We start from the raw sequence: 22,909 nt of genomic DNA on the forward strand, positions 1-22,909 counted from the left end.
ATCCCCAGCAAAACCCCGCCTTATACCCATTTGCACACAGAGTTATCCACAAAGTCGTCAGAATCTCTAACCTCATATTACGGAATCCCATGGAAATCGACCTGGAATTCCCTATCCTATAGAGAAGAAACCAACGCATACCCGTTTTCTACTCTATATATAAGGAGAGCAAACGGCAGTAGCCCCATAATCCCCCTACCATCTTTGAATTACGTATCCCATCAGGTGATAATAACCACACAATCAGTCATTCCAGGACCGTGATGAGAAACGCTCTGCAACGTACTGCTATACGCAAACGCCCGATGAAGCTCGGCACCACCGTGATCCTCATGGTCAGTGCCGTACTTTTCTCCGTGCTGCTCGTCGTTCATCTGATTTACTTCTCACAAATTAGCAATATGACGCGCGATGCCTTAGCGGACAAAGCCCTTGCGGTGGCCCGAACGCTGGCTGACTCCCCGGAGATCCGTCAGGGTCTGCAGAAAGCGCCTCAAGAAAGTGGCATTCAGGCGATTGCCCAGGCGGTGAACAAAAGCAACGACTTTCTGTTCATCGTCGTCACCAATATGCAAAGCATCCGCTATTCACATCCCGAGGCCCAGCGAATCGGCCAGCGGTTTAAAGGCGACGATATTTTGCTGGCCCTGGAAGGGAAAGAGAACGTCGCAATCAATCGTGGCTTTCTGGCTAAAGCACTGCGCGTGTTTACCCCTATCTATGACGAAAACCACCGCCAAATTGGCGTCGTATCGATTGGCCTTGAGCTCAGCAGAGTCACTGAACAGATTAATAACAGTCGCGACAGTATCTTCTGGTCCGTCTTATTTGGTGTTCTGGTGGGCCTGTTGGGTACCTGGGTGTTGGTCAAGGTGCTCAAACGTATTCTGTTTGGCCTCGAACCCTATGAAATCTCCAACCTGTTTGAACAGCGCCAGGCGATGCTGCACTCTATAAAGGAAGGCGTGATTGCCGTTGACGACAGTGGCGAAGTCACGCTGATAAACCAGGCGGCGCAGGAACTGCTGGATTACCGCAAGTCACAAGACGATGCGCAACTCTCCACGCTCAGTCATGCCTGGTCACAGGTGGTCGATTTTTCTGAAGTCTTACGTGATGGAACACCACGGCGCGATGAAGAGATCACCGTGAAAGACCGGCTACTGCTGATCAACACCGTGCCGGTCATCAGCAACGGTAAAATCATCGGTGCTATTTCAACGTTCAGGGATAAGACGGAAGTCCGTAAACTAATGCAACGCCTTGATGGTATGGTCAACTATGCCGATGCACTTCGTGAACGATCCCACGAATTCATGAATAAGTTGCACGTGATTCTGGGATTATTGCATCTGAAAAGTTATAAGCAACTGGAAACTTATATAATTAAGACAGCCAACAACTATCAGGAAGAAATCGGCTCATTGCTGGGAAAAATAAAGTCCCCGGTTATCGCGGGATTTTTACTCAGTAAGATTAATCGCACATCCGATTTAGGCCATACCCTTGTCATTAGCAATGAAAGCCAATTGCCGGAAAACAGCAATGAAGATCAAGTGACCGTGCTGATTACCGTTCTGGGTAATTTGATTGAAAACGCACTGGAAGCGTTAGGTCAAGAAGCCGGTGGTGAGATCAGCGTATCCTTACACTATCGACACGGCTGGTTACATTGTGAAGTTAATGACGATGGTCCGGGGATCGCTCCCGATCGCATTGACCACATATTTGAGAAAGGCGTCTCGTCAAAAGGAAGCGAACGGGGCGTTGGTTTAGCGCTTGTTAAACAGCAGGTTGAAAGTGTTGGCGGCAATATCGCCGTCGAATCTGAACCTGGGATCTTCACCCAATTTTTTGTACAGTTACCGTGGAATGGTGAGAGGGCCAGCAGATGATCAATGTCTTAATTGTCGATGACGACGCAATGGTAGCGGAGTTAAATCGCCGATATGTGGCGCAGCTCTCCGGTTTTCATTGCTGTGGGACAGCGTCTACGCTGGAGAAAGCCAAAGAAATACTTTTTCATGGCGAACATCATATCGACCTGATTTTGTTAGACATTTATATGCAAAAAGAGAACGGTCTGGATCTGCTGCCCGTTCTGCATAGCGAAGGCTGCAAATGTGACGTCATTGTCATCTCTTCCGCCGCCGATGCTACCACCATTAAGGACTCGCTCCACTACGGGGTCGTCGATTATCTGATAAAACCTTTTCAGGCTTCCCGTTTTGAAGAAGCGCTTACCGGCTGGCTGCATAAAAAGACGGAGATGGAAAAACATCAGTACTATGAACAGTCGGAGCTTGATCAGTTGATTCACGGCAGTTCCTCTACCGAGCAGGAAACACGTCGCTTACCCAAAGGATTAACGCCTCAAACGTTACGTACTTTGTGCCAGTGGATTGATGAGCACCAGGATCAAGAGTTCTCTACTGATGAGCTGGCGAACGAAGTCAATATCTCGCGTGTGTCCTGTCGCAAGTACCTCATCTGGCTGGTCAATTGTCATATCTTATTTACCAGCATTCATTACGGCGTGACTGGCAGACCGGTGTATCGTTATCGCGTTCAGGCTGAGCATTATTCGCTGCTAAAACAATACTGCCAATAAACAGCATTACGGGGATTATTCGTTATATAAACGTAACAATTATTAAAATAATGAAAAATCCCCCTACTGCTGTCTTAGACAGCAAAATACTGAATTTGCGTTAGATCAAATATAATTGTATCCAGCATGTTAACGCTCTATTTTATTATTGACAAACATCACACTGTTTTTAATTTCAAAATCACTAACAAAAGTTAATTAAGTATTATCTAACTCGCAGAATGTGTATTTTTACCCCTAAAGGATTAGTCTGATTTTAACCAGACATAAAAATCTATATCGGTAGCAATGGAGAACATGCTACGTACTATGGACACCGTACATTTTTGTGAGCAAATAAAAGTATCCGTTCGCCAACCTCATAGCATCATGAACTGGCGTGAGCGTGATCACATAAATAATACACTCACCTATCCTGCCGGTGGTTCACGTAATAGTAGAAAACGTAAAGCTAACGACAAGTTTCCGGATAGCCGGGACAACGTTCCTACATTACAACGTCAGCCAATGCTCTTCATAACACGCTCTGCTTCCCATCGCCTGAGGATTCTCTCCTCTGAACAAAGCCACAGAAAAAAAGCTAAATATTTCCAATAACGTTTAAAAAATTTCTGACCAGATATTTGAACATTAATCGCAAATACGGACATACCGAATATTGACCGCTTTCTGATGCTTATTCCAGCATAAAAGAATGTGGTACAGATCCATTTATCAAAAATTGACTGGGTTTTTCGCGAGGGTAAATAAAATGTTATTTAGTATACAGCTTCTTATAATATTAATATGTTTGTTTTATGGTGCCAGAAAGGGCGGTATCGCGCTGGGTTTGTTAGGCGGTATCGGTCTGGTCATTCTGGTTTTCGTGTTCCACCTCCAGCCGGGTAAACCGCCTGTAGACGTCATGCTGGTCATTATTGCCGTGGTCGCTGCTTCCGCAACTTTGCAGGCCTCCGGCGGTCTTGATGTTATGCTGCAAATTGCTGAAAAGCTGCTGCGTCGTAACCCAAAATACGTGTCCATCGTAGCACCGTTTGTCACCTGTACCCTGACTATCCTGTGTGGTACAGGCCACGTGGTATACACCATTCTGCCTATCATCTATGACGTTGCGATTAAGAACAATATTCGCCCGGAACGTCCGATGGCGGCGAGTTCTATCGGTGCGCAGATGGGTATCATTGCCAGCCCGGTTTCCGTGGCCGTGGTATCGCTGGTTGCGATGCTGGGTAATGTAACGTTTGAAGGCAAGCACCTCGAATTCCTCGACCTGCTCGCTATCACCATCCCCTCTACCCTGCTGGGTATTCTGGCGATCGGTATTTTCAGCTGGTTCCGTGGTAAAGATCTGGACAAAGACGAAGATTTTCAGAAATTCATTTCCGTTCCTGAAAACCACAAATATGTCTATGGCGATACCGCCACGCTGTTAGACAAAAAACTGCCTAAGAGCAACTGGCTGGCAATGTGGATCTTCCTGGCCGCTATCGCTGTCGTTGCCGTGCTCGGAGCGGTATCAGAACTGCGTCCTTCTTTTGGCGGCAAACCGCTGTCAATGGTTCTGGTTATCCAGATGTTCATGCTGCTGACCGGCGCACTGATTATCATCCTGACCAAAACCAACCCCGCATCTATCTCTAAAAATGAAGTTTTCCGTTCAGGTATGATCGCAATTGTTGCGGTGTACGGTATTGCCTGGATGGCGGAAACCATGTTCGGCGCACATATGTCTGAAATTCAGGGCGTACTGGGCGAGATGGTGAAAGAATATCCGTGGGCCTATGCGGTTGTCCTGCTGTTGGTCTCCAAGTTTGTAAACTCCCAGGCTGCGGCGCTGGCGGCTATCGTGCCGGTCGCGCTGGCTATCGGCGTTGATCCAGCGTACATCGTTGCCTCTGCTCCGGCATGCTACGGTTACTACATTCTGCCGACCTACCCAAGCGATCTGGCGGCCATTCAGTTTGACCGCTCCGGCACCACCCGCATTGGCCGCTTCGTCATTAACCACAGCTTCATTCTGCCTGGTTTGATCGGCGTAAGCGTATCCTGCGTATTTGGCTGGGTGTTCGCTGCTATGTACGGTTTCCTGTAATCACACTTCGCGTGCCGTCGATTTGTGTACGGCACGCTACTCATAAGATGCAGAACAATTTACGTTTCTGATAAAAAAGAAAAGGCTGGAAGCAAATGTCAAAAGTTGAATTCACTTACCAGGCGCCTTTCCCGCTGGGGGAAGACAAAACTGAGTACTATCTGCTGACATCCGATCACGTCAGCGTCGGCGAGTTTGAAGGCGAGACAATCCTCAAGGTAGAACCAGAAGCACTGACGCTCCTGGCCCAGCAAGCCTTCCACGATGCCTCCTTCATGCTCCGCCCGGAACACCAGCAGCAAGTAGCCTCTATTCTTCACGATCCAGAAGCCAGCGAAAACGATAAGTACGTGGCGCTGCAATTCCTGAGAAACTCTGAAATCGCCGCCAAAGGCGTGTTGCCAACCTGTCAGGATACCGGCACGGCAATTATCATGGGTAAAAAAGGCCAGCGCGTCTGGACCGGTGGCGGGGACGACGCCGCGCTCTCCAAAGGTGTCTTTAATACCTACATTGAAGATAACCTGCGCTATTCACAAAACGCCGCACTGGATATGTACAAAGAGGTCAATACCGGGACGAACCTGCCCGCGCAAATCGACCTGTACAGCGTGGATGGTGACGAATACAAATTCCTGTGTGTGGCCAAAGGCGGCGGCTCAGCAAACAAAACGTACCTCTATCAGGAAACGAAAGCACTGCTGACCCCCGGCAAGCTGAAAAATTACCTGGTTGATAAGATGCGCACGCTGGGTACGGCGGCCTGCCCGCCTTACCACATCGCCTTTGTCATTGGCGGCACCTCAGCAGAAAGCACCCTCAAAACGGTGAAACTGGCCAGCACGCACTACTACGACGCGCTGCCGACCGAAGGTAATGCCCATGGTCAGGCGTTCCGTGACGTTCAACTGGAACAAGAACTGCTTGAAGAAGCGCAGAAACTGGGTCTCGGCGCACAGTTTGGCGGCAAATACTTCGCACACGATATCCGCGTGATCCGCTTGCCTCGCCACGGTGCATCTTGCCCGGTAGGCATGGGTGTATCCTGCTCTGCCGACCGTAACATCAAGGCCAAAATTAATCGCGACGGTATCTGGATTGAAAAACTGGAGCATAATCCAGCCCAGTACATTCCTGAATCGCTGCGTCAGGCAGGTGAAGGTGAAGCGGTTAAGGTTGACCTGAACCGCCCGATGAAAGAGATCCTCGCCCAGCTTTCTCAGTACCCGGTATCTACGCGCCTGTCGTTAAGCGGCACCATCATTGTGGGTCGCGACATTGCCCATGCGAAGCTGAAAGAGCGTATTGATTCCGGTGAAGGTCTGCCACAGTACGTGAAAGATCACCCGATCTACTACGCGGGTCCGGCAAAAACACCAGCGGGTTATCCATCAGGCTCCTTAGGCCCAACCACCGCGGGTCGTATGGACTCCTACGTTGATCTGCTGCAATCCCACGGCGGCAGCATGATCATGCTGGCGAAAGGGAACCGCAGCCAGCAGGTGACCGACGCCTGCCATAAACACGGCGGCTTCTACTTAGGTAGCATCGGCGGTCCGGCGGCAGTACTGGCGCAGCAGAGCATTAAGCATCTGGAATGCGTGGAGTATCCGGAACTGGGTATGGAAGCTATCTGGAAAATCGAAGTCGAAGATTTCCCGGCTTTCATCCTGGTCGATGACAAAGGCAACGATTTCTTCCAGCAAATTGTCAGCAAGCAATGCGCTAACTGCGCGAAGTAACCTATCTGGCCCGGCACCGGACTGCTCCCAATCGTTGGACACCCAACCGTTGAGGACAGCCCGGTGATCCCCCCGGGCCACTCTCCCCCCTCAATAACGGGTATTGAATTTTTATCACGCCCGATAAATAGTAGCCTTTTCGACTACTCGCTAAATCATCATGATCCGCACACTGAATACTTCGATGCTGAATACTGGCGCACTGGTGCTGGCACTCATTCTTGCCTACACCGGCTTCTGCGCCACAGAAAAAATCACCTGGCTGATGGAAGTCACGCCGGTCATTATTGTCGTCCCGTTGCTGCTGGTGACCGTTAAGCGCTACCCGCTGACGCCGCTGCTCTACACGCTGATATTCTTGCATGCCATCATTCTGATGGTGGGCGGTATGTACACCTACGCTAAGGTGCCGATTGGCTTTGATGTTCAGGAGTGGCTGAATCTGAGCCGCAACCCTTATGACAAGCTGGGCCACTTCTTCCAGGGGCTGGTACCTGCCCTGACGGCCAGAGAGATTTTAGTACGCGGCAATATTGTCCGTGGGCGTAAGATGTTGGCGTTTTTAGTCTGCTGTGTCGCGCTGGCGATCAGCGCCACCTATGAACTGATTGAATGGTGGGCGGCGCTGGCGATGGGTCAAGGTGCAGATGATTTCCTTGGCACGCAGGGCGATCCGTGGGATACCCAGTCAGATATGTTCTGCGCCCTGCTCGGCGCATTAACCACGGTGATACTGCTGGCGCGGGTTCATGGCCGGCAGCTGCGCCGCTATGGGTTAATCACCGTCAACTGAGTCAGCAGCTCTCTGAACACCCGGCAATATCACTATCAGCCAAAAAAATAATTCCCCTGTCGATAAACGACGGGGAAAAATCGCCAAACACACCAACCAACCTACTGTTTTTAAAAAATAAAACTACAAGATCGCCTGATTTTCGCCCCCTTTACTCCCGTAATTATCAGGTAAATACTTGCCCTCGTCACACATCCTCCACTACGGGAAACAGACGATGAAAGTATTAATTGTTGAAAGTGAATTTCTGCATCAGGACACCTGGGTCGGCCACGCGGTCGAACGTCTGGCGGACGCACTGAGTCGGCAAAATGTCACCGTTATTAAGTCCACATCATTTGATGATGGTTACGCTATCCTGGCCGCCAATGAGGCCATTGACTGTCTGATGTTCAGTTACCAAATGGAACAACAAGATGAGCACCTGAACGTCAGACAATTGATCGGCAAGCTTCACGAACGTCAGCAAAATGTTCCCGTTTTCCTGCTGGGCGATCGGGAAAAAGCCACCGCATCGCTGGATCGCGATCTGCTGGAGCTTGTCGATGAATTCGCCTGGATTCTGGAAGATACTGCCGACTTTATCGCCGGGCGCGCCGTTGCGGCAATGACCCGTTATCGCCAGCAGCTTCTGCCGCCACTGTTCAGCGCATTGATGAAATACGGCGACATCCATGAATATTCCTGGGCCGCACCAGGCCACCAGGGCGGCGTCGGATTTACCAAAACCCCTGCGGGTCGTTTCTACCATGATTACTACGGTGAAAATCTGTTCCGTAGCGATATGGGTATCGAACGCGCCTCTCTCGGCTCACTGCTTGACCACACCGGCGCATTTGGCGAGAGTGAAAAATATGCCGCCCGCGTCTTTGGCGCTGACCGTTCGTGGTCCGTAGTGGTCGGCACATCCGGCTCTAACCGCACCATCATGCAGGCCTGCATGACCGACAACGACGTGGTCGTTCTGGACCGAAACTGCCATAAATCGATCGAGCAGGGGCTGATCCTCACCGGGGCAAAACCGGTGTATATGGTGCCAAGCCGTAACCGTTACGGCATTATCGGGCCTATCTACCCGCAGGAAATGCAGCCGGAAACGTTGCAGAAAAAAATCAGCGAAAGCCCGCTGACGCAAGGTAAAGCCGGGCAAAAGCCATCTTACAGCGTGGTCACTAACTGTACCTACGACGGCGTCTGCTACAACGCGAAAGAAGCGCAAGACCTGCTGGCACAAACCAGCGATCGTATACACTTCGATGAAGCCTGGTACGGTTATGCGCGCTTCAACCCGATTTACAACGACAACTACGCCATGCGTGGAGAGCCGGGCGACCATAACGGCCCCACCGTATTTGCCACGCACTCCACCCACAAACTGCTGAATGCGCTGTCACAGGCCTCTTACATCCACGTGCGTGAAGGCCGTGGAGCGGTGAATTTCTCCCGCTTTAACCAGGCGTATATGATGCACGCCACCACCTCACCGCTGTATGCCATCTGCGCCTCAAACGACGTGGCGGTCTCAATGATGGACGGTAATAGCGGCCTGTCGCTCACTCAGGAAGTGATCGACGAAGCGGTTGATTTCCGCCAGGCAATGGCGCGGTTATACAAAGAATTCACCGCCGAGGGCGACTGGTTCTTCAAACCGTGGAACAAAGAGGTGGTCACCGATCCACAAACCGGCGAAACCTACGACTTCGCGGATGCTCCGACCCAACTGCTGACCACCGACCAGAATTGCTGGGTGATGCGCCCGGGTGAATCCTGGCACGGCTTTAAAGACCTGCCGGATAACTGGAGCATGCTGGACCCGATTAAGGTCAGCATTCTGGCACCGGGAATGGGCGACGACGGCGAGCTGGAAGAAAATGGCGTGCCGGCCGCGCTGGTCACCGCCTGGCTTGGACGTCACGGTATCGTACCGACCCGCACCACCGACTTCCAGATTATGTTCCTGTTCTCAATGGGGATCACCCGCGGGAAATGGGGCACGCTTATCAACACGCTGTGTTCCTTCAAGCACCATTACGATACCAATACCCCGCTGTCACAGGTGATGCCGGAACTGGTAGAGGAACATCCTGACACTTACGCCAACATGGGCATTCACGATCTGGGCGACACCATGTTCGCCTGGCTGAAAGAAAATAACCCAGGTAGCCGCCTCAATGCGGCCTATTCCGGCCTGCCTGTCGCTGAAATCACCCCGCGCGAAGCCTATAACGCGATCGTGAGCGACAACGTTGAGATGGTAGCCATCGAAAATCTGCCGGGCCGTATTGCCGCCAATTCCGTTATCCCTTACCCACCGGGAATCCCGATGCTGCTGTCCGGGGAAAACTTTGGCGATGCCAATAGCCCACAGATAAGTTACCTGCGTTCGTTGCAATCCTGGGACCATAACTTCCCTGGCTTTGAACATGAAACCGAAGGAACGGAAATTATCGACGGCATGTATCACGTCATGTGCGTGAAAGCATAATGTCGCTTTATAGATAGTCCGATGTTTAAGGTAGACATGTCATGCTTGAGTAATTCCTGAGTATTGCTGCAAAACAATAACATTGTCATACCTTTTGCGCGGGGCCACCCCGCGCTTTTTTTATGCAGCGAAAACACGTTGCCACTCGCGTAAATTATTATGTACACCCCAATAATCCCCACAGATATTGTAATTCCTTTGAATCACGCTATTTTATCGCAGGTTTTGATTCATCATACAATTCTATTTAACCGGTATTACTCACCCTTCGGCGAGCGACGGTATTTTATATTCATATTCCAGGAGTTCGGGTATGAGGGTTTGCAGCAAAGAAGCTTGTGTTGTTGTATTAACGGAGAAAGATGTTTGGTTAAGGATTAACGGTAAAGAAGCCATCAGTTTAAAAGCCAACCACATGGCACTGGTGGCATGTGATAATAATATTATCGACTTCTCTTCACTCAATAACGCCCTGGTGGTTCACATCAGTCGCGACATTATTAAAGATTACTTACGATTTTTAAATAAAGATCTCTCACAAATCCCCCTCTGGCAACGCAGTGCCAGCCCGGTAATGACCGCTGCCTGCCTGACGCCGGATGTGTTTCGGGTCGCCGCCCAGCACAGCGTGATGGAAACGCTGAACGAAGGGGAGGCAGAACGGACGCGTGCACTGCTGTTCACCGTGCTATCACGCTTTCTCGACAGCAAAAAGTTTCTCCCGCTGCTGATGCATATGTTACGCAGCCGCATTAGCGACAGCGTTTATCACATCATTGAGAGTGATATTCATAAAGACTGGAACTTGAGTTTGGTCGCCAGTTGCCTGTGCCTGAGCCCCAGTTTGTTAAAGAAAAAGCTCAAAAATGAAAATACAAGTTACAGCCAAATAATTACCACCTGTCGCATGCGTTATGCCGTCAATCAATTATTGATGGACGGAAAAAACATATCTCAGGTGTCGCAACTGTGCGGATATAACAGTACGTCATACTTCATCTCTGTATTCAAAGAGTTCTACGGGATGACCCCACTGCATTATGTTAGCCTGCACCGGGAACAAACGGCCGCCTGATTTTTAATCATTTAGCAATAAGCCATAATAATATCAGCATTGGCGATACTAACCTTTCGCCATAATTCAATCATCTTCTGCAGAGGTATGATACGTCGTCATTTATCCTTATCAGGAGTTAAGAAATATGTCGACGGATGCTGATGCTCACAAAGTGGGCTTAATCCCCGTCACCTTAATGGTGTCGGGGAATATAATGGGTTCCGGTGTATTCCTGTTACCCGCCAATCTGGCGTCAACTGGCGGGATTGCAATCTACGGATGGCTGGTCACGATTATCGGCGCGCTGGCGCTGTCGATGGTGTACGCCAAAATGTCGTCCTTAGACTCCAGTCCCGGTGGTTCTTACGCGTATGCCCGCCGCTGCTTCGGTCCCTTCTTAGGCTATCAAACCAACGTCCTGTACTGGCTGGCCTGCTGGATCGGTAACATCGCGATGGTGGTCATTGGCGTGGGTTACCTGAGCTACTTTTTCCCCATCTTAAAAGATCCGCTGGTGTTAACGCTGACCTGCGTCGCCGTACTGTGGGTCTTCGTGTTGCTGAATATCGTCGGGCCGAAAATGATCACCCGCGTGCAGGCCATTGCTACCGTGCTGGCACTGGTGCCCATTGTCGGGATTGCCGTCTTCGGCTGGTTCTGGTTTCGCGGTGAAACCTATATGGCAGCCTGGAACGTCAGCGGCATGAACACCTTCGGCGCGATCCAAAGCACCTTGAACGTCACCCTGTGGTCATTCATCGGGGTAGAAAGTGCTTCTGTGGCTGCGGGCGTGGTCAAAAACCCTAAACGTAACGTTCCTATCGCCACCATTGGCGGGGTACTGATTGCCGCCGTCTGCTACGTGCTTTCTACCACCGCGATTATGGGCATGATCCCTAACGCGGCGCTGCGCGTTTCGGCTTCACCATTCGGCGATGCGGCACGCATGGCATTGGGTGACACCGCAGGCGCGATTGTCTCCTTCTGCGCAGCGGCCGGGTGTCTCGGCTCACTGGGCGGCTGGACGTTGCTTGCCGGGCAAACCGCAAAAGCGGCGGCCGACGACGGTCTGTTCCCACCGATTTTCGCTCGCGTCAACAAAGCCGGTACGCCGGTTGCCGGGTTAATTATCGTCGGGATCCTGATGACTCTCTTCCAGTTCAGCAGCATGTCACCGAACGCCGCCAAAGAGTTTGGTCTGGTCTCTTCTGTCTCGGTCATCTTCACGCTGGTGCCTTACCTGTATACCTGTGCCGCCCTGTTGCTGCTGGGCCATGGTCACTTTGGTAAAGCACGTCCTCTGTACTTGCTGGTCACCTTCGTGGCATTTATCTACTGCATCTGGGCAGTGGTCGGCTCGGGCGCCAAAGAAGTGATGTGGTCATTCGTGATGCTGATGATCATCACCGCGCTGTATGCCCTTAATTACAACCGGATCCATAAAAATCCGTATCCACTGGATGCCCCAGTTAACAATAATTAATGTAAGCAGCAGGGGTGCATATAGGCCGGACAAGGCATCGCAGCCATCCGGTATTAAGCCAATCTTAAGTTCTTAAGGTTGGCTTAACTTTACTTTGCGAGGATCTGCCCCACTTAGTCGATGGAATTTCCTCTTCATGTTAAAGCACCTGTTTAAAAGACCGACTCTCGGGCACATCAGCTGGCTGCTGCTGATCTCTTTTTATCTGGCCACCTTTCTGAACGTCGCGTTCTATAAGCAGGTGCTGCAAGACCTCCCGCTGGACTCCCTGCGCAACGTGCTGGTGTTTCTCTCCATGCCGGTGGTGGCCTTCAGCGTCATGAACATTGTGCTTACGCTGGCTTCATTCCTGTGGCTTAACCGCCCGTTGGCCTGCATTTTCATTCTGGTGGGTGCCTCTGCCCAATATTTCATCATGACCTACGGCATCATCATTGACCGCTCGATGATCGCCAATATGATGGATACCACGCCCGCTGAAACCTTCGCCTTGCTGACGCCGCAAATGATCATCACGCTCGGGATAAGCGGTATTCTGGCGGCGATCATCGCCTGCTGGATCAAAATTAAGCCAACGACGCCGGTGTTGCGTAGCGTGCTGTACCGGGGGGCAAATATCCTGGTCTCGGTACTGCTGATCGTGCTGGTCGCCACCTTCTTCTACAAAGATTACGCCTCACTGTTTCGCAACAACAAAGAGCTGGTTAAATCCCTCAGCCCGTCCAACAGCATCGTCGCCACCTCATCCTGGTATTCACACCAGCGCCTGGCCGATTTGCCGCTGGTGCGTATTGGCGAAGATGCCCACCGCAATCCGTTAATGCTGAAAGAAAAGCGTAAAAATCTCACCATCGTGGTGCTGGGAGAAACCTCGCGCGGGGATAACTTCTCGCTGTCGGGGTATTCACGCCAGACCAACCCGCGGCTGGAAAAAGATGACGTGGTCTATTTCCCGCACACCACGTCCTGCGGGACGGCGACGGCGGTGTCCGTCCCCTGCATGTTCTCCGACATGCCGCGCGCACACTACGATGAAGAGCTGGCACACCACCAGGAAGGCGTACTTGATGTCATTCAGCGGGCGGGAATCAACGTGCTGTGGAATGATAACGACGGCGGCTGTAAAGGCGCATGCGACCGCGTACCGTATCAGAATATGACCAAACTGAATCTGCCGGGGCAGTGCATCGACGGTGAATGCTACGACGACGTTCTGTTCCACGGGCTGGAAGAGTATATAAATAACCTGCAAGGCGACGGCGTGATTGTGCTGCACACCATCGGCAGCCACGGCCCGACCTATTACAACCGCTATCCGCCGCAGTTCAAGAAATTCACCCCAACCTGCGACACCAATGAGATCCAAACCTGCTCGCAGCAACAACTGGTGAATACCTACGACAATACCATCCTGTATGTTGACTATATTGTTGATAAAGCAATCAATATACTGAAAGCACATCAGGACAATTTCACCACCAGCCTGGTCTATCTTTCCGATCACGGTGAATCGTTAGGGGAAAACGGCGTCTATTTACACGGCCTGCCGTATTCCATCGCGCCAGAAACACAAAAGCATGTACCGATGCTGCTGTGGTTGTCAGAGGACTACCAGCAACGCTACCAGATCTCGCAAACATGTTTGCAAAAACGGGCCAGCGCAGAAGACTTCTCACAAGATAATCTGTTCTCCACCCTGCTGGGATTAACGGGCGTACAGACCAGGAATTACCAGGCGGCAGATGATATTCTGCACCCATGCCGGGGAGGCTAACTGAATGAAAATTCTGATTGTTGAAGACGATACGCTGTTATTACAGGGACTGATCCTTGCCGCCCAAACGGAAGGCTATGCCTGCGACGGCGTGTCAACCGCCCGTGCCGCAGAGCAATGTCTGGAGACCGGGCATTATAGTCTGGTGGTACTGGATCTCGGTTTACCTGATGAAGACGGCCTGCACTTTCTCAACCGCATCAGGCAGAAAAAATACACGATTCCAGTGCTGATCCTCACCGCCCGCGATACGCTCAAAGACCGGGTTGCCGGGCTGGACGCCGGTGCCGATGACTATCTGGTCAAACCGTTCGCGCTGGAAGAACTGCATGCCCGTATTCGGGCCTTGCTGCGCCGCCATAACAATCAGGGCGAGAGCGAGTTGACTGTCGGTAACCTGACGCTGAACATTGGTCGTCGCCAGGTATGGATGGACGGGCAAGAGGTTATCTTAACGCCGAAAGAGTACGCGCTGCTGTCGCGCTTGATGCTCAAAGCGGGCAGCCCGGTACACCGGGAAATCCTGTATAACGATATCTACAGCTGGGATAACGAACCGTCGACCAATACGCTGGAAGTTCACATTCATAACCTGCGCGATAAAGTGGGTAAAGCCCGTATTCGCACGGTCAGGGGATTTGGCTACATGCTGGTCGCCACTGAGGAAAACTAAGTGAAGCTGATACGTTATTTAAAACAGCCGCTGCCGCTGCGCCATCGTTTGATGATAACGATCGGCCTGATTCTGGTGGTCTTTCAGCTGATTAGCACCTTCTGGCTGTGGCATGAAAGCACCGAACAAATACAGCTGTTCGAACAGGCGTTACGCGAAAACCGTAACAACGATCGCCACATCATGCATGAGATCCGCGAGGCCATCGCCAGCCTGATCGTCCCCGGTCTCTTTATGGTCAGCCTGACGCTGCTGATTTGCTATCAGGCAGTTCGACGGATCACCCGCCCGCTTGCCAACCTGCAAAAAGAGTTAGAAGCGCGCACGGCCGATAACCTGACCCCTATAGAGATCCGCAGCTCTACCGTTGAGATACAGGCGGTCGTCACGGCACTGAATCAGCTGGTGACGCGACTCACCAACACTCTCGACAATGAGCGTCTGTTTACTGCCGACGTCGCTCACGAGCTGCGCACACCGTTATCTGGCGTTCGCCTGCACCTGGAATTACTGTCAAAAACCCACAACGTGGACGTTTCACCGCTTATTGCCCGCTTAGACCAAATGATGGACTGCGTGTCGCAGCTGCTGCAGCTTGCCCGCGTGGGTCAGTCGTTTTCAGCGGGGAATTACCAGCATGTCAAACTGCTGGAGGACGTCATACTGCCTGCCTACGATGAACTCAGCACCATGCTGGATCAGCGGCAACAAACGCTTCTATTACCCGAGAGCGCTACCGATGTCGTGGTGCGTGGCGACGTTACGCTGTTGCGTATGCTGCTGCGTAACTTAGTCGAAAATGCGCATCGTTACAGCCCGGAGGGAAGTAATATTAGAATTAGCCTGCATACTGACCCGGAGGCGCAAATGGTCATTGAAGACGAAGGGCCGGGCATTGATGAAAGTAAATGCGGGGAGTTAAGCAAAGCGTTTGTGCGCATGGACAGTCGTTTTGGCGGTATTGGACTGGGGCTGAGCATTGTCAGCCGCATAACCCAGCTCCATCGCGGGCAGTTCTTTTTGCAAAATCGCACGGGAGCCACCGGCACCCGAGCCAGCGTAGCACTGGAGAAAGATCAGTAAGAGCTCACCCACACGTACACAAAGCTGCTCACAATCAGCAGGCTGCACACGGTGGTTAAACTTTCATAGATACGGGTTTTCATGACACTCTCCTCCGATAGTATGGAGGAGAGTTTGCCTGACAGAGATTAAGCCAACCTTAAGGCCACGCGCCAGATGGCGGCTAACGCCTTATCCGGCCTACTGAGTACAACGCTACCCGTAGGCCTGAAAGCTGCGCGCCATCAGGCAATAACACGATTACTCATCAATACGCGGATGCTGCTGGACCAGGCGTGAACGCTTAACCTGCAAATCCGCAATTTCCTGATCGATATCTTCAATCTTCTGCTCGATATTATCGTAGTGCTCGCCGAGGATTTCTTTCGCTTCCTGAATATCCGAAGCGGCAGGCGTCGCCCCTTTCAGCGGCTGGTTAGCGGTCTCTTTCATGGTCATACCGGTAATTAAACCGACCACCGCAACCACCATCAGATAGTAAGCCGGCATCATCAGGTTCTGCGAACTTTCCACCAGCCAGGCGGCCAGCGTCGGTGTCAGACCAGCAATCAGTACCGAAATATTAAATGCCGCAGCCAGCGCACTGTAACGAATGTGCGTCGGGAACATTGCCGGTAACGTTGACGCCATCACCCCGGTAAAGCAGTTGAGGATCACCGCCAGCATCAGTAAACCGGCAAAAATCAGGCCGATGACGTTACTGTTAATCAGGATGAAGGCCGGGATGGCCAGCACAAACAGCGCAATACTGCCCATGATCACAAACGGTCGACGCCCGAAACGGTCACTCAGCAGCCCCATTATCGGTTGCACAAACAGCATACCAATCATAATGGCGATAATAATCAGCACACCATGATCTTCAGAGTAATGCAGGTTATGCGACAGATAGCTCGGCATGTAGGTGAGCAGCATGTAATAGGTGACGTTGGTGGCAATCACCAGACCGGTACACGCCAGCAGACTACGCCAGTGTTTAGTGGCGATTTCTTTAAACGAAACCTTCGGCCCTTCCTGCAGGCCCTGGCGATCGCCCTGTTCCAGCTTATCGACATGCTGCTGAAACGCCGGGGTTTCTTCCAGCGCGTGGCGCAGATACAGCCCAATCAGCCCTAACGGCAGCGCGATGAAGAACGGAATACGCCAGCCCCACTCAAGGAAGTTTTCCTCACCGACGACGGTCGAGATCAGCACGACTACGCCCGCACCCAGCACGAACCCGGCGATCGAGCCGAAGTCCAGCCAACTGCCCATAAATCCGCGCTTACGGTCCGGGGAGTATTCCGCGACGAAAATCGAAGCACCGGTGTATTCCCCGCCTACCGAGAATCCCTGCGCCATCTTACACAGCAGCAGCAATATTGGCGCCCAGATACCAATCGAGGCATACGACGGGATAAGCCCAATACAGAAGGTGCTTATCGACATAATGACAATGGTGATAGCGAGGATCTTCTGGCGACCGTATTTATCGCCGAGCATACCGAAGAACAGTCCGCCAAGCGGTCGAATCAGAAAGGGAACGGAGAAGGTGGCGAGTGCAGCAACCATCTGCACGCTGGGGTCAGCCCCCGGAAAGAACACTTTACCTAATGCGTAAGCAACAAATCCATAAACGCCAAAATCGAACCATTCCATCGCATTACCCAGCGACGCTGCGGTAATGGCTTTTCGCAGTTTACCGTCATCAATAATGGTGACGTCGCGAAGCGTAATGGGTTTTATTTTTTTCCTTTTTAGCATACCAGTCCTCATAGACTTAGCCCTGTCGCGCACGAGACTCTCCCAACGCAGCATGCGCTAAGGTCATCGCCGAGCGGGGAATGCACAGGCGCAATCCCTGTAACAAGCGTAGCAGGTTTACTTACACTGAACGGCAATGCGCAGTACAACCGAACCTGTTGACGCCTGATTGGGCGGTTAATGACCTCTTTACCCTAACAGTGTTTAAATCTGTGATCAACTTCACACATAGTATTTCATTTCGTCAACCTGCGTAAATAAGGTCATTCTTAGTCAACTTTTTTACACATCAGGGTTGCGATTAATTCCCTATTTACTACAAGTAAAAATCGCTTTTCAGCATCAACAATCACGATCGTCATTATTACCCTGCCAGGCAAAAAAACACCTAATCCCGTCACAACTTATTCACAGGTTTTTTAATAATCGGAAGCTTTAGGAATTTTTGCGTGAAATATGTGATGAAGATAACTAAAACGCTGTTTTATTTTGATTGAATCATCGTTCTTATGAATGCACACTAATTCCAGACGCACTATCCCTGGGGGCAATGACATGCTCAACGTATGCCGCGTTAGATTTTAAAAAACAAAGAGATAGCTGTTTTTCTTTGTTAAGAATTACGAATAACCTGTTGAATTTAAATAATATTTTGTTTTCTTGCGCATTTATCATCGGCGACAAGATATGAGGACGTTTATGAAAATTAAGGCCACGATTGAACGCATCCCCGGCGGAATGATGTTGATTCCTCTGTTATTAGGTGCGGTGTTAAATACGTTAGCTCCCGATACCGGTGCGTATTTCGGTTCATTTACTAAAGGGATGATTAGCGGCACCGTTCCCATTCTGGCCGTGTGGTTCTTTTGTATTGGTGCTTCTATTGATTTACGGGCAACCGGTACGGTATTACGCAAGTCCGGTACGCTGGTATTAACCAAAATCGCCGTGGCCTGGGCAGTGGCAATGATCGCCGCATCATTCATTCCTGATACCGGTATTCAAACAGGATTCTTTGCGGGTCTTTCCGTCCTGGCAATTGTCTCTGCAATGGACATGACCAACGGCGGTCTGTACGCCAGCCTGATGAACCAGTACGGTACTAAAGAAGAGTCCGGCGCATTTGTCCTGATGTCTCTGGAATCCGGCCCGCTGATGACCATGGTCATTCTGGGTTCTGCAGGTCTCGCCTCCTTTGAGCCACACCATTTCGTTGGCGCCGTATTACCGTTCCTGATTGGTTTTACGTTGGGTAACCTGGATCACGACCTGCGTACTTTCTTCAGCAAAGCGACGCCGGTACTGATTCCGTTCTTCGGTTTCGCACTGGGGAACACCATTAACCTGAGCGTTATCGTTGATACCGGTCTGCTGGGTATCCTGCTGGGTGTCGCGGTCATCGTGATTACCGGTATCCCGCTGATTATTGCTGACCGTGTGATTGGTGGCGGGAACGGTACGGCGGGCGTAGCGGCTTCTTCTGCAGCCGGTGCTGCGGTAGCAAACCCGGTCATTATCGCCCAGATTAACCCGGCATTTGAACCGGTTGCCGCCTCCGCGACCGCGTTGGTTGCCGCCAGCGTGATTGTCACGGCGATTCTGGTCCCGATTATCACCGCCCTGTACGCCAAACGTTTTAACAAAACACCGGTCGTCACAGAATCGACAACCGCGCCGGCAGACTCGTTACACCACTAAGTCCGCTGCGTACTCACCGTCCCTTCTCAGCCTCTGCGAGGGGACGGTGCAAAAATCTCCTCAACCATCGCATCCACCAGTCGCTTCGCCGAACACAGTCGCGGCATCCCCAGCGCCACATTTTGCCAACGCTGCGTCACCGACCCGCTCACCGGATGCTGCTCCATATCACACCAGTCGCCCAACCAACTCAGCATATCGTTATGCTCGCGTGATCCCCCTGCGGGAGGTGAACTGAGCCATTGATGATAATAATGACGCGTGGTGGGTGCGGCATTCACACTGTGCGCCAGCGCCTGGGTCGCCATAATGCGTAGATTATCTTTGAGCATCGCCACCACATCGGCATTGCCCAGCCGACAAGCATCACCAAACGCGCCCCAGCGCAGCTCTTCCAGCGCGACAAAACAACGCCCCGGCAGCGACCAGCCGTCATACGCCCCCGCCCGCCAACGGGTAAAAATTTGTTCGCTGTGTTCACCCGCCTGAACGGTCAGCCCGCGCTGCGTCAGCGCCTTCTCTTTATAAGCACTGCGTTGGCTAAACCAGCTGGAGAGCGTATTGATCTGCTGCATAATGCCGGGCGTGGATTGCCCGCGCGGACGTTCCGTCTCTTGCAGGAACGCCAATCCTTCGGTAATACGCACCAGCGCCAGATGACCGGGGTCAATCATGCTCGCCAGTTTTTCCACCAGCTTCAGGCGCATCATCAGATTCTCGCTGGAGACGCCCGCCAGAACCCACGCCCGCAGCTGTGTCTGGGATAACACTTCCTGCGTCAGGCGCGCGCGCAGACGCTGCTGCTGTTGCAGAAAACCGCCGGAACGTTTGGTTTCATCTCCCTGAACCAGATCGACCATAAACTTTGGGTAGACGCACTCCAGCGCCCGCCCGGGGCCTTCCAGTAACACGTTAGTCATGTATGCTCAGCTGCAAAAAGGGTATGGATATCATCACGTAGCAAACGGGAGTCTTCATAAATCCATGACGCAATCGTAATACGGTGCTGCAGTTGTTCACTCAATGCGCTCACAGCAGATTCATTTTGCTGACGCAGGATCAGACTCTCACGCAGGCTCGCCTGCAATTGCGTCAGACACAGCGAGAAATCGGCAAAAAACGTCGCCATGCCAGCCGTAACAGAAATATCGACCTGCGCCACTAAAGCTTTACGAATTTGTTGGCAAAACAGCGTAACGTACTGCCCAAGGCTGTTGTGCAGTGCGTTGATATCAATCAGGTACCGCGTTTTTGCGGCGACATCATCATTCCATCCCCAGTTCGGCTGATTCAGCCAACGTGAGAACGTATCCCGCACTCCGCCTGCGGAGGATGTGCCTTCATCCAACGGCGTATCCTGCTCAATCGCTTCGTTAAACAACTGGCGGGTATTGAAGTTAAACATCGCCGAATGAAACGCCGGAAAGCGGATCCGGGCACGGAATCCGGCATGGCTCAACTCCTCTTTCACCCGCTGCTCAATAGGTCGTATGGCGTCATTTAACGCCCGCGACAACGTCGACTCAAGTTGCTCAAAGCGCAGGGCTAAATCGCGGCTGATACTCTCCTGTGCCGCCAGCAGGACGACTTCACAGGCGGAACGAATTTTATCTAACACAATTTTCGCTTGCCCTTCATCATGCAGCACCAGCACTTCTCCGGCCATTTCCGCCGCCGCAACGCCCGATCCCATACCGTGTCGTGACATCCTCAGCACGCTTTCTTTTTCAAACAGCCTATCGATACTGCCCAGGATCTCAGCCTGCTGCTGATTGAGAAACGCGGTGGTCGCCTCCAGTGCCAAATCAACTTCGTGTTTAACCTCATCGCTGACCTGCTCCTGACCCACCTGGATCTGCTGCATATCCTCTTCAATATGGTCGATGTTCAGCTGCAGCTTGTCACACGCGACCGTTAATCCGTGATAGCGAAACTCAAGGTATTCGTGTGCGCTTTGCGCATAGTTCAACAGCTTATGGGACGCGGAGCGGAGCGCATAGAGCGAGGCATTCGCGTAGGCGGCATAAATAACATTCTGAATCGGCTGCTCAAACAGCGAGTCTTGCCACAGTAAATCGGCAGCATGCCGAATATGCTCGGTATCATCCAGATCGGCGGTACGCCAACGCCGACCCAGCGCCGCTTCGGCAAAATCCTGTACCCAACGTTGTTGCTGGTGATCCGGCAGCCGCCCGTGAGTCATCAGTTCATGACGTGCGCGGTTCGCCAGATACCCCCACATGGAAGACACCGGATAAATACGCTCAGGCGTAATACCGCCCTTCATCAACGTGCCAGAAATCAGCGCCCGCACCTGCTCTTCATCATCGCTATTACGGTCTTTTTGATCGAATTTATTGACCAGGGCATACAGCGGTACCGATTTACCCACCGCGGTGATCGCCTGGCGCACTTCCTCATCCGAAATCGACTTCAGTTGGGTATAGTCCATCACCGCCAGTACCGCAGACGCCCGCGCCAGCTGTTCCTTCAGCATCTTTTGTAAGTGCGGCTGTCCGGCTTCATTCGGCCCCGGCGTATCCAGCAGGGTTAACTGCCCCGGATAATTTGCCTGCCCGGCCAAATGCACAAACTCAACCTCAATCACCGGAATATGCTCAATGGCGGCGTACGCAGAAAAAGGAAAATCAACCTCCAGCGCTTTTGACAGACGCACCAGATCGTTCAGGCTCTTGAGGCACTGGAAAATAGGTTCGGCACCTAAATAGGTGCGCTCGAACGCCACACCGTTTTCAATACGCAGCAGCAGCGTATTCATATCTTTATCAATTTCCAGCTCATGGCTAAGAGACTGGCGATCGCACTCGCGCACACGCTGCTGCAAGGTTTTCATTAAGGCATCAATCGGCGCGACATGAGAAAAATACAACACCGGATCTTTCTGGCCTGGCGTATGGCGGATCAGCGTCGGCAGGGCCGTCATCGGACGATTACGATTGGGTAACACTTCCGTCCCCACAATCGCATTAATCGTCGTCGACTTTCCCGCTTTCATCGTGCCGACAATGGCCAGTACCATTTCCAGACGCGTGACCTTCCGTAGCTCATTATTGAGCGTTGCTTGCTGGACATCCATGCCACGCGCAGTGAAATGCAGGGGCTGTACGTGCCCGCTATGCTCACCTTTTTTCAGCGCGACATCATCCAACGACGTCGTCGGCAATTTTTGCAACTGCCTGAGATGGTCAAGAGAGAGCATCAGCAAGCGTTCAGCTTCCTGACTTAATTCATATATTGTCTGTGTGTACATGGAAAATTCTTCCTTAACGCAAATAATCTTACTTTTATTTAGCCAAATCTTTTTATTTATGGACTTTCGGCTTTTATCATTACGTGTAGAAATAATTAAAATCAAAACAACCAATTGATATTATTAGAATAAATTTTATTTTATAACCGTTGGCCTGATGCCTCTCCCTTACTGTAATAAGCAAGGAAGATAAACAGAGTAGTTCAGTTTTAAAAAATGCCAGCTTAATCCCCCTACCTAAATTAAGGGGTATGCGGTATCCACTCACAATAACTCAGCTTGGCTGACAAGTCATGATACCGATGAATATTAGGTGGTTCGCCTCACCTTAACTTAAATAACAAAGCGGAGCAATTTCCCTTAAAAAATATTCCGCCAAACGTGCAAGTAGTGGAAAGTACAGG

17 protein-coding genes are annotated in these 22,909 nt (G+C 51.5%); 13 read left to right on the forward strand and 4 right to left on the reverse strand.

What is annotated here, in order from left to right:
• Positions 1 to 263: 263 nt before the first annotated feature.
• The 12 genes from QNN86_RS19750 to pmrB all read left to right on the forward strand — a co-directional run bounded on the left by QNN86_RS19750 (position 264) and on the right by pmrB (position 15,793).
• A complete protein-coding gene (locus QNN86_RS19750) occupies positions 264 to 1,895 on the forward strand; it encodes a sensor histidine kinase (protein WP_117343563.1) in 1,632 nt (543 codons plus the stop codon).
• The gene (gene dcuR, locus QNN86_RS19755) at positions 1,892 to 2,611 is read left to right on the forward strand and encodes a two-component system response regulator DcuR (RefSeq protein WP_096758636.1); all 720 of its coding nucleotides are present in this window, start codon (positions 1,892 to 1,894) and stop codon (positions 2,609 to 2,611) included. Before QNN86_RS19750 ends, dcuR begins: the two co-directional genes overlap by 4 nt.
• Positions 2,612 to 2,908: 297 nt before the next feature.
• Positions 2,909 to 3,208 (forward strand): hypothetical protein, encoded by a 300-nt coding sequence (locus QNN86_RS19760; RefSeq protein WP_414212252.1) that lies wholly within the window; start codon positions 2,909 to 2,911, stop codon positions 3,206 to 3,208.
• Positions 3,209 to 3,362: 154 nt separating this feature from the next.
• Entirely contained in the window at positions 3,363 to 4,703 is a 1,341-nt protein-coding gene (gene dcuB, locus QNN86_RS19765; RefSeq protein WP_182270572.1) for an anaerobic C4-dicarboxylate transporter DcuB, read from the forward strand.
• 95 nt (positions 4,704 to 4,798) lie between these two features.
• Positions 4,799 to 6,445 carry a class I fumarate hydratase FumA gene (fumA, locus tag QNN86_RS19770; protein ID WP_182270573.1) on the forward strand — a complete coding sequence of 549 codons (1,647 nt, stop codon included), beginning with the start codon at positions 4,799 to 4,801 and terminating at the stop codon, positions 6,443 to 6,445.
• A gap of 160 nt (positions 6,446 to 6,605) precedes the next feature.
• Positions 6,606 to 7,238 (forward strand): DUF2238 domain-containing protein, encoded by a 633-nt coding sequence (locus tag QNN86_RS19775; protein ID WP_414212253.1) that lies wholly within the window; start codon positions 6,606 to 6,608, stop codon positions 7,236 to 7,238.
• A 217-nt stretch (positions 7,239 to 7,455) separates the two neighbouring features.
• Positions 7,456 to 9,723: an arginine decarboxylase gene (gene adiA / locus QNN86_RS19780; protein WP_414212254.1), complete on the forward strand. Its 2,268-nt coding sequence runs from the start codon at positions 7,456 to 7,458 to the stop codon at positions 9,721 to 9,723.
• Positions 9,724 to 10,036: 313 nt separating this feature from the next.
• Complete coding sequence (locus QNN86_RS19785; RefSeq protein ID WP_096758641.1) at positions 10,037 to 10,798, forward strand: AraC family transcriptional regulator; 762 nt, start codon at positions 10,037 to 10,039, stop codon at positions 10,796 to 10,798.
• A gap of 127 nt (positions 10,799 to 10,925) precedes the next feature.
• A complete protein-coding gene (gene adiC, locus QNN86_RS19790) occupies positions 10,926 to 12,263 on the forward strand; it encodes an arginine/agmatine antiporter (protein WP_096758642.1) in 1,338 nt (445 codons plus the stop codon).
• Positions 12,264 to 12,399: 136 nt separating this feature from the next.
• Entirely contained in the window at positions 12,400 to 14,037 is a 1,638-nt protein-coding gene (gene eptA / locus QNN86_RS19795) for a phosphoethanolamine transferase EptA (protein ID WP_414212255.1), read from the forward strand.
• A gap of 4 nt (positions 14,038 to 14,041) precedes the next feature.
• Positions 14,042 to 14,710 (forward strand): two-component system response regulator PmrA, encoded by a 669-nt coding sequence (gene pmrA / locus QNN86_RS19800; RefSeq protein WP_414212256.1) that lies wholly within the window; start codon positions 14,042 to 14,044, stop codon positions 14,708 to 14,710.
• Complete coding sequence (gene pmrB / locus QNN86_RS19805) at positions 14,711 to 15,793, forward strand: two-component system sensor histidine kinase PmrB (RefSeq protein ID WP_414212257.1); 1,083 nt, start codon at positions 14,711 to 14,713, stop codon at positions 15,791 to 15,793.
• Here the strand turns inward: pmrB and pmrR are convergent.
• Together pmrR and proP are read right to left on the reverse strand one after the other, a co-directional pair.
• Positions 15,787 to 15,876 carry an LpxT activity modulator PmrR gene (pmrR, locus tag QNN86_RS19810; protein WP_096758646.1) on the reverse strand — a complete coding sequence of 30 codons (90 nt, stop codon included), beginning with the start codon at positions 15,874 to 15,876 and terminating at the stop codon, positions 15,787 to 15,789. The two genes, pmrB and pmrR, sit on opposite strands and share 7 nt — an antisense overlap.
• A gap of 157 nt (positions 15,877 to 16,033) precedes the next feature.
• A complete protein-coding gene (gene proP / locus QNN86_RS19815; RefSeq protein WP_115259664.1) occupies positions 16,034 to 17,536 on the reverse strand; it encodes a glycine betaine/L-proline transporter ProP in 1,503 nt (500 codons plus the stop codon).
• Positions 17,537 to 18,235: 699 nt separating this feature from the next.
• Here proP and kdgT point away from each other — a divergent pair.
• Entirely contained in the window at positions 18,236 to 19,234 is a 999-nt protein-coding gene (gene kdgT / locus QNN86_RS19820; protein ID WP_096758648.1) for a 2-keto-3-deoxygluconate transporter, read from the forward strand.
• Between the two features lie 26 nt (positions 19,235 to 19,260).
• Here the strand turns inward: kdgT and QNN86_RS19825 are convergent, their stop codons facing one another.
• Together QNN86_RS19825 and crfC are read right to left on the reverse strand one after the other, a co-directional pair.
• The gene (locus tag QNN86_RS19825; RefSeq protein ID WP_414212258.1) at positions 19,261 to 20,154 is read right to left on the reverse strand and encodes a diguanylate cyclase regulator RdcB family protein; all 894 of its coding nucleotides are present in this window, start codon (positions 20,152 to 20,154) and stop codon (positions 19,261 to 19,263) included.
• Positions 20,151 to 22,505, reverse strand: a complete 2,355-nt coding sequence (gene crfC / locus QNN86_RS19830) for a clamp-binding protein CrfC (protein ID WP_414212259.1) — start codon at positions 22,503 to 22,505, stop codon at positions 20,151 to 20,153. The genes QNN86_RS19825 and crfC overlap by 4 nt, the downstream gene beginning before the upstream one ends.
• Positions 22,506 to 22,909 lie beyond the last annotated feature (404 nt).

This window comes from Citrobacter sp. C348, from assembly GCF_047467975.1.
GTDB lineage: Bacteria > Pseudomonadota > Gammaproteobacteria > Enterobacterales > Enterobacteriaceae > Citrobacter > Citrobacter gillenii.

Excerpts from the sequence above, each read along its gene's own strand:
- QNN86_RS19750 (WP_117343563.1), top strand. The coding sequence starts at position 264 with ATGAGAAACGCTCTGCAACGTACTGCTATACGCAAACGCCCGATGAAG.
- dcuR (WP_096758636.1), top strand. The coding sequence starts at position 1,892 with ATGATCAATGTCTTAATTGTCGATGACGACGCAATGGTAGCGGAGTTA.
- QNN86_RS19760 (WP_414212252.1), top strand. The coding sequence starts at position 2,909 with ATGCTACGTACTATGGACACCGTACATTTTTGTGAGCAAATAAAAGTA.
- dcuB (WP_182270572.1), top strand. The coding sequence starts at position 3,363 with ATGTTATTTAGTATACAGCTTCTTATAATATTAATATGTTTGTTTTAT.
- fumA (WP_182270573.1), top strand. The coding sequence starts at position 4,799 with ATGTCAAAAGTTGAATTCACTTACCAGGCGCCTTTCCCGCTGGGGGAA.
- QNN86_RS19775 (WP_414212253.1), top strand. The coding sequence starts at position 6,606 with ATGATCCGCACACTGAATACTTCGATGCTGAATACTGGCGCACTGGTG.
- adiA (WP_414212254.1), top strand. The coding sequence starts at position 7,456 with ATGAAAGTATTAATTGTTGAAAGTGAATTTCTGCATCAGGACACCTGG.
- QNN86_RS19785 (WP_096758641.1), top strand. The coding sequence starts at position 10,037 with ATGAGGGTTTGCAGCAAAGAAGCTTGTGTTGTTGTATTAACGGAGAAA.
- adiC (WP_096758642.1), top strand. The coding sequence starts at position 10,926 with ATGTCGACGGATGCTGATGCTCACAAAGTGGGCTTAATCCCCGTCACC.
- eptA (WP_414212255.1), top strand. The coding sequence starts at position 12,400 with ATGTTAAAGCACCTGTTTAAAAGACCGACTCTCGGGCACATCAGCTGG.
- pmrA (WP_414212256.1), top strand. The coding sequence starts at position 14,042 with ATGAAAATTCTGATTGTTGAAGACGATACGCTGTTATTACAGGGACTG.
- pmrR (WP_096758646.1), bottom strand. The coding sequence starts at position 15,876 with ATGAAAACCCGTATCTATGAAAGTTTAACCACCGTGTGCAGCCTGCTG.
- proP (WP_115259664.1), bottom strand. The coding sequence starts at position 17,536 with ATGCTAAAAAGGAAAAAAATAAAACCCATTACGCTTCGCGACGTCACC.
- kdgT (WP_096758648.1), top strand. The coding sequence starts at position 18,236 with ATGAAAATTAAGGCCACGATTGAACGCATCCCCGGCGGAATGATGTTG.
- QNN86_RS19825 (WP_414212258.1), bottom strand. The coding sequence starts at position 20,154 with ATGACTAACGTGTTACTGGAAGGCCCCGGGCGGGCGCTGGAGTGCGTC.
- crfC (WP_414212259.1), bottom strand. The coding sequence starts at position 22,505 with ATGTACACACAGACAATATATGAATTAAGTCAGGAAGCTGAACGCTTG.